7 protein-coding genes are annotated in these 6,606 nt (G+C 72.6%); 4 read left to right on the top strand and 3 right to left on the bottom strand.

Translation table 11 applies throughout. From position 1 onward, the window contains the following. Positions 1 to 137: biotin carboxylase N-terminal domain-containing protein (locus ACK4YQ_RS19515; RefSeq protein ID WP_409613986.1), on the bottom strand; the 137-nt coding region annotated here is incomplete at its 3' end. Positions 138 to 348: 211 nt separating this feature from the next. Between ACK4YQ_RS19515 and ACK4YQ_RS19510 the strand changes: the two genes are divergently transcribed. From ACK4YQ_RS19510 to ACK4YQ_RS19500, 3 genes are all read left to right on the top strand, one after another. Further along, entirely contained in the window at positions 349 to 1,770 is a 1,422-nt protein-coding gene (locus ACK4YQ_RS19510; RefSeq protein WP_409613984.1) for a short-chain fatty acyl-CoA regulator family protein, read from the top strand. Between the two features lie 77 nt (positions 1,771 to 1,847). Then, positions 1,848 to 3,134 carry an O-acetylhomoserine aminocarboxypropyltransferase gene (locus ACK4YQ_RS19505; RefSeq protein ID WP_409613981.1) on the top strand — a complete coding sequence of 429 codons (1,287 nt, stop codon included), beginning with the start codon at positions 1,848 to 1,850 and terminating at the stop codon, positions 3,132 to 3,134. Positions 3,135 to 3,220: 86 nt separating this feature from the next. Continuing rightward, a complete protein-coding gene (locus ACK4YQ_RS19500) occupies positions 3,221 to 4,246 on the top strand; it encodes a formylglycine-generating enzyme family protein (RefSeq protein WP_409613978.1) in 1,026 nt (341 codons plus the stop codon). Here ACK4YQ_RS19500 and ACK4YQ_RS19495 read toward each other — a convergent pair. Further along, positions 4,243 to 5,040 carry a hypothetical protein gene (locus tag ACK4YQ_RS19495; protein WP_409613975.1) on the bottom strand — a complete coding sequence of 266 codons (798 nt, stop codon included), beginning with the start codon at positions 5,038 to 5,040 and terminating at the stop codon, positions 4,243 to 4,245. The genes ACK4YQ_RS19500 and ACK4YQ_RS19495 overlap by 4 nt on opposite strands. 45 nt (positions 5,041 to 5,085) lie before the next feature. Further along, positions 5,086 to 5,769: an AAA family ATPase gene (locus ACK4YQ_RS19490; protein ID WP_409613972.1), complete on the bottom strand. Its 684-nt coding sequence runs from the start codon at positions 5,767 to 5,769 to the stop codon at positions 5,086 to 5,088. A 129-nt stretch (positions 5,770 to 5,898) separates the two neighbouring features. On the opposite strand from ACK4YQ_RS19490, the gene ACK4YQ_RS19485 reads away from it, so the two are divergent. Then, the coding region (locus ACK4YQ_RS19485) for a deoxyribodipyrimidine photo-lyase (RefSeq protein ID WP_409613970.1) at positions 5,899 to 6,606 on the top strand (708 nt) is incomplete at its 3' end.

Genomic DNA, 6,606 nt, shown 5'->3' with positions numbered 1-6,606 from the left:
TCCGCCAGCTCCACCGCCAGGCTGTCCGCGTCCGCCTCCGAATAGACCACCACCGTCGAGATCCCCAGACGACGGCACGTGCGGATGATCCGGACCGCAATCTCCCCGCGGTTCGCAATCAAAAGCTTGCTGAACAGGGGCGCGCTCATGCGCCGGCCCCTGCGCGGAGGGACTTGCGAATTGAGAAGCTGTGAAATCCCGATACCACGATGCAAACCCGCAAGCCGACGCCCGTTCCAAATGTGAAGGCCTGCAGAATAAAGAGCTTGCGTGCCGCCTCGTCACATGAAACCGAGTTGACTTGTGAAGCCTTCGCTTCACATGACGCACTGTATGTGAAATTGCGAAATGCAGCAGAAGCTCTTCGTCGGTCCCAAGATTCGCCGCCTGCGCGAGGAGCGCGGCTGGAAGCTGGAAGCCTGCGCCCAGCGGCTGGGGCTGTCGACCAGCTACCTGTCGCAGATGGAGGCCAACCTGCGCCCGGTCACGGCGCGGGTGCTGATCGCCATGATGAAGGTGTTCGACGTCGACGCCGCGTCCCTGGACGCCGACGACGAGCAGCGGCTGATGGCCGACCTGCGCGAAGCCACCGCCGATCCCCTGGACGAGGGCCCGCACCCGTCCCTGGCCGAGATCAAGCAGGTGGCCACCGTCGCCCCCAACTTCGCCCGCCACTACCTGAACCTGCACCGCGCCCACCGGCGGATCGACGAGCGGCTGAAGACCACCGAGCAGGCGATCTCCCTGGACGAGACCGTCGCGGCGAGCGCCCTGCTGCCCTACGAGGAGGTGCGCGACTACTTCCACTACAAGAACAACTACGTGAACAGCCTGGACGTCGCCGCCGAGGAGCTCTCCCGGCGCTGCGGCCTGGGCGAGGGCGCGGCGGCCGAACAGGCGCTCGAGGCCTATCTGGCGGAGACCCGCGGCGTGCGGGTCGAGCGCGTCACCGGCGGCGACCTGATGCGCCGCTACGATCCGGCGAGCCGGACCCTGACGCTGAACACCGTCCAGCCGGCCGAGACCCGTTCGTTCCAGCTCGCCTGCCAGATCGTCGGCGCCGACCTCGGCGAGCTGATCGAGCAGGAGCTGTCCGACGCGGGCCTGCGCAGCCAGTCCGCCGCCGAGATCTGCCGCATCAGCCTGACCAACTACGCCGCCGGCGCCCTGCTCCTGCCCTATGAGACCTTCCGCGGCGCCGCCCACGACCTGCGCCACGACCTCGACCAGCTCGCCCTGCGCTTCCAGACCAGCTTCGAGCAGGTCTGCCACCGCCTGAGCACCCTGCAGCGGCCGGGCGCGCGGGGGGTGCCCTTCTACTTCGTGCGCGTGGACATGGCCGGCAACATCACCAAGCGCCACAGCGCCACCCGCTTCCAGTTCGCCCGCTTCGGCGGGACCTGCCCTCTGTGGAACGTGCACGAGGCCTTCGGCCACGACGGGCGCACCCTGGTGCAGGTCGCCGAGATGCCGGACGGCGCGCGCTACCTGTCCCTGGCCCGCAGCGTCCTGAAGCGCTCCGGCGCCTATGACCTGCCCGACCGGCGCTACGCCCTCGGCCTCGGCTGCGAGATCCAGTACGCCGACGCCCTGGTCTATTCGCGCGGGGTGGACCTGGCCGGGCCGGCCGTGCGCATCGGGGTGAGCTGCCGTATCTGCGAGCGCGACGATTGCACCCAGCGCGCCTTCCCGCCGGTGGACCGCGGGTTCAGCGTGCCGCGCTTCGAGCGCTCCATCGTTCCGTTCTCGCTGACGCCGCAGGACGCCTGAAGGGGCAGACACCCGCCGGCTTGCACGCTATCTGGGCGCCCGAATGGGGCCGGCGAGCCCCGACGTGCGAGGAAACCATGAGCGAGAAGCCGAACCTGCGTCCCGAGACCCTGGCCATCCATGCGGGCGCCCAGCCTGATCCGGTCACCAAGGCGCGGATCACGCCGATCTACCAGACCGCCTCCTACGTCTTCGACGACAGCGACCACGCCGCGGCCCTGTTCAACCTGGAGGCCGGCGGCAACATCTACACCCGCCTGGGCAACCCGACGAACGGGGTGCTGGAGTCCCGCATCGCCACCCTGGAGGGCGGCGCGGCCGCCCTGGCCGTGGCCAGCGGCCACGCCGCCCAGTTCCTGGCCTTCCACACCCTGATGGAGCCGGGCCGCAACATCGTCGCCTCGCGCAAGCTCTACGGCGGCTCGATCAACCAGCTCAGCCAGAGCTTCAGGAAGATGGGCTGGGGCGTCACCTTCGTCGACAGCGGCGAGCCGGCGGACTTCGCCAAGGCCATCGACGCCGACAGCCGGGCGGTGTTCATCGAATCCATCGCCAACCCGGGCGGCGTGGTCAGCGACATCGCCGGCGTCGCCGAAGTCGCCCACGCGGCGGGCGTGCCGCTGATCGTCGACAACACCCTGGCCACGCCCTACCTCGTGCGGCCGCTGGAGCACGGCGCCGACATCGTGGTCCACTCCCTGACCAAGTTCCTGGGCGGCCACGGCAACTCCCTGGGCGGGATCATCGTCGACGGCGGGACCTTCGACTGGACGGCCGGCGGCAAGTATCCCTACCTGTCCGCGCCCAACCCCAGCTACCACGGCAAGGTGTTCACCCAGGCCTTCGGGCCGGTGGCTTTCATCGTCGCCTGCCGCGCCCTGGGCCTGCGCGACCTCGGCCCGGCTCTCTCGCCGTTCAACGCCTTCATGATCCTCACCGGGATCGAGACCCTGCCGCTGCGGATGGAGCGCCACTGTCAGAACGCCCTGGCGGTGGCCCGCTGGCTGAAGGCCCATCCCAAGGTGGCCTGGGTCTCCTACGCCGGCCTGCCGGACGACGCCTACCACGCCCTGGCCCAGCGCTATGCGCCGCTCGGCGCGGGCGGGGTGTTCACATTCGGCCTGAAGGGCGGCTACGAAGCCGGCGTCAAGCTGGTCGGCGCGGTCAAGCTCTTCTCGCACCTGGCCAACATCGGCGACACCCGCAGCCTGATCATCCACCCGGCCTCGACCACCCACCGCCAGCTCGAGGAAGCCGCCCAGGCGGCCGCGGGCGCGGGCCCGGAAGTGGTGCGCCTCTCCGTGGGGCTGGAGCACATCGACGACATCATCGCCGACCTGGACCAGGCTCTGGCCCAGGTCTGAACCCGCCGCGCGGGGCGGGGTTTCCGTGGCGTGGAAAATTGTGCACTATCAGTGCCAATAACATGAACCTCCGGCGATCCCGTCCCGTGCGCATCCTTCCGCCCGTCCTCGGCGGCGCGCTGCTCCTGGCTGGCTGCGGCGCGCTGGACGCCGCAGCCCCCGTCGAGACGGCCAAGGCGGCGGCCCCCTGCGCGGCCCAGCCCGCCGGCGAGGTCGCCCTGCCCGGCGGGACCTTCCGGATGGGCGCGGCGGGGGTGCGGCCCGAGGAAGGCCCCGTGCGCGAGGTGGCCGTCGGCCCCTTCTCCATTGACCGCACCGAGGTCACCAACGCCGAGTTCGCCGCCTTCGTCGCGGCCACCGGCTACGTCACCCTGGCCGAGCGCGCCCCCGACCCCAAGGACTACCCCGGCGTCGATCCCAGCCGGCTGCGCCCGTCCTCGATCGTCTTCACCGGCGCCGACGCCGACCCGGAGCGCAACGACCCCAGCCGCTGGTGGCGCGTGGTCGAGGGGGCCGACTGGCGCCATCCCCAAGGGCCGAAGAGCTCGATCGTCGGCAAGGATCGCGACCCGGTCGTCCACGTCGCCTACGAGGACGCCCTGGCCTACGCCCGCTGGCGCGGCCGCGACCTGCCCACCGAGGCGGAATGGGAATACGCCGCCCGCGGCGGCCTGAAGGACGCCCGCTATTCCTGGGGCGACGAGCCCTCCGACCCGCAGCGGCCCAAGGCCAACTACTGGCAGGGCGTGTTCCCCGCCGTGGACACCGGCGGCGACGGCTACAAAATCCGCCCGGCGCCGGTCGGCTGCTTCGCCGCCAACGGCTATGGCCTCTACGACATGGCCGGCAACGTCTGGGAATGGACGCGCGACTGGTACAAGCCCGGCCACGACGCCCCCGAGGGCCAGGACCCCATAGGGCCGGACGTGTCCGAGGCCTTCGACCCCGCCGAACCGGGCTCCACCTTGCCCAAGCACGTGATCAAGGGCGGTTCGTTCCTCTGCGCCGACGACTTCTGCTTCCGCTACCGCCCGCCGGCGCGCCAGCCCGGTCCGCCGGACACCGGCGCCTCCCACGTCGGCTTCCGCACGGTGCGGCGCGGCCAGCCCTAGGCGGCCGAACGGCGCCCGAGGCCCGTCCCCGCCTCCCGGGCCAGGGCGGCCTCCAGGGTCTCGGCCAGCCGGTCCAGGACGCGGCGGTTGCGCTCAGCCAGGCGGCGGCGGCGCGCCAGCCGACCCGCCTCGGCCGCAAGTTCGACGCCCGCGCGCACCTTGATCACCCGCACCGCGCCGTCCGGCTGCAGGGCGTAGTCGACCGTCGCCACGTCGGCGCCCGCGGCCCGGCAGGCCGCGGCGAGCTGCGCCACCGCCTGGGGCGGCGCCTCGGCGAAGGCCAGGTCGGCGGCCGCGCCGGCCCGATCGCGCTGGCGCGCTCCGAACGCGGCGGCCAGGCGCTGGGCCAGGCCGCGCCTCCCGCCGGAGGGGCCGGGCTCCAGGTCCAGGCGCCCGGCGTTCATCACTTCGCCCATCAGCACATAAGCCCGCCTGCGCTCGTGGCCCGCCCATGCGGCGGGCGCCGCAGCGGCCCCAGGACCGTTCGGTCGGTTCAGCACCGGAATCCAGCAGGTGTCGGCGCGGAGGGCGATGCGGCGGGCCTGCGCGGCGGCCGGGCCCTCGGCCGCGCCGTCCAGGGCGAACAGCACCAGACGCACCTCGTCGAGCCCCGGCTCGGCCTCCTCGCCCAGCCGGTGAACGGTCACGAGCCCGGTCATCCGCTCGCGCAGGGGCTCCAGGAAGGCCGGCGCCTCGCCCGCGGTCACCACCAGCAGGCGCGCGCGCACGCCCGGCGGCGCGGGCGCGGGCGCGACCAGCTTCAGGCGTGCGACGTGGGACGGCGGCTCGGACATGCCCGCCCGGGCCGCAAAAACCGTGCCCGCCCCGGGCGTCCCGGATCAGGACGGGACCTGCGCCCCCTCCGGCTCCAGGAGGGCGGTGACCGCCTCGACGAAGGCGGCGGTGTTGGCGGCTGCCGCGGACGCGCCGTGGACCCCGGCCTGGCTCAGCGCGGCCATGTCGCCGCCGATGGCGAAGAGGGCGCGGAAGGCCTCCTTCTCGATGATCGCCGTCGGCAGGATCTCGATCCCGCGCTCCTTCAGCAGTTCGACCACCTGGCGCAGCGAGCGCGGCCGGATCGCCGCCGGGAGGCGCGTGAAGATGCAGACGTGGATGATTGGCCGGCGCAGCTTGCGGCTGGCCTCCTGCACCATGTCGGCCGCCTTCAGCGCCTGCAGCGCCTCCAGGGTCGAGGAGGCCAGGGGCGTGATCACCATGTCCGGCTTGGCGGCGGCGAAGGCCAGGCCCGCCCGGGCCGAGCCCTCGGTGTCCAGGATCACCCAGTCGGCCTTGCCCCGCGCCTCGCGCAGGGCGTCCGGCAGGTCCATCTCCATCGGCGCGGGGTGCACGGTGATCGTGTCCGGCTTGCCAGGCAGCGAAGCCCAGTGAACCAGCGGCCGGTTCGGGTCGGCGTCGACCATGGCCACCCGCCGCCCCTGGTGACTAAGGCCCAGCGCCAGCAGCAGGGCCGCCGTGGTCTTCCCGGCGCCGCCCTTCGGATTGACGAATGCGATGGTCGGCAATCAGGCCCCCTGGTGCGCGCAGCGCCGGCGGACCGGCTCGGCTGATGGTCTGGTCAACGCGCCTTAACCTCACCTAAGGCGGGAAAATCTCCCGCTTGTCCAGAACCTTGGCGTGCAGAAGCGACCGACATGCGCCGACTCCGCGGCTATCGTGAGGCGATGAGCGCCTCCGATTCCGCCCCCGCCGTGATGTGGTTCCGCCAGGACCTTCGGCTCGCCGACAATCCCGCCCTTGCGGCGGCCTGCGCGGGAGGACGGGCGGTGACGGCGCTCTACGTCCTGGACGAGGAGGCCGAAGGCGACTGGCCCCTCGGCGGCGCCTCGCGCTGGTGGCTGCACCACAGCCTGGCGGCCTTGGCCGAGGGACTGGCCGCCCGGGGCGGGCGCCTGGTCCTGCGCCGCGGCCCAGCCCAGCAGGTCCTGGCCGAGGTCGCCGCCCAGACCGGCGCGTCCGCCGTCTACTGGAACCGCCGCTACGAGCCCGCCGCCGTCGCCCGCGACACCGAGACCAAGGCGTGTCTGCGCGGCGCCGGCCTCGGCGCGGAGAGCTTCAACGCCGCCCTGCTCTTCGAGCCGTGGACGATCCGAACCGGGGCGGGCGAACCCTATCGGGTGTTCACCCCCTTCTGGCGCGCCTGCCTGCAGGCCTCGCCGCCCCCCACGCCGCTGCCTGCGCCGGAGCGCATCGCCGCCCCCGGCCGCGCCGTCGACGGCGAGCGGCTCGAGGATTGGGGGCTGATCCCCACCGCGCCGGACTGGGCCGGCGGCCTGCGCGCGGCCTGGACCCCGGGCGAGGACGGCGCCCACGCCCGCCTGCGCACGTTCCTTCAGGAGGGG

The sequence above is a fragment of the Phenylobacterium sp. genome, assembly GCF_046291545.1.
Classification (GTDB): domain Bacteria; phylum Pseudomonadota; class Alphaproteobacteria; order Caulobacterales; family Caulobacteraceae; genus Phenylobacterium.
Note: the sequence above shows the minus strand (reverse complement) of the source record. Positions and strands in the feature narration are given on the sequence as shown.

Excerpts from the sequence above, each read along its gene's own strand:
- ACK4YQ_RS19510 (WP_409613984.1), top strand. The coding sequence starts at position 349 with ATGCAGCAGAAGCTCTTCGTCGGTCCCAAGATTCGCCGCCTGCGCGAG.
- ACK4YQ_RS19505 (WP_409613981.1), top strand. The coding sequence starts at position 1,848 with ATGAGCGAGAAGCCGAACCTGCGTCCCGAGACCCTGGCCATCCATGCG.
- ACK4YQ_RS19495 (WP_409613975.1), bottom strand. The coding sequence starts at position 5,040 with ATGTCCGAGCCGCCGTCCCACGTCGCACGCCTGAAGCTGGTCGCGCCC.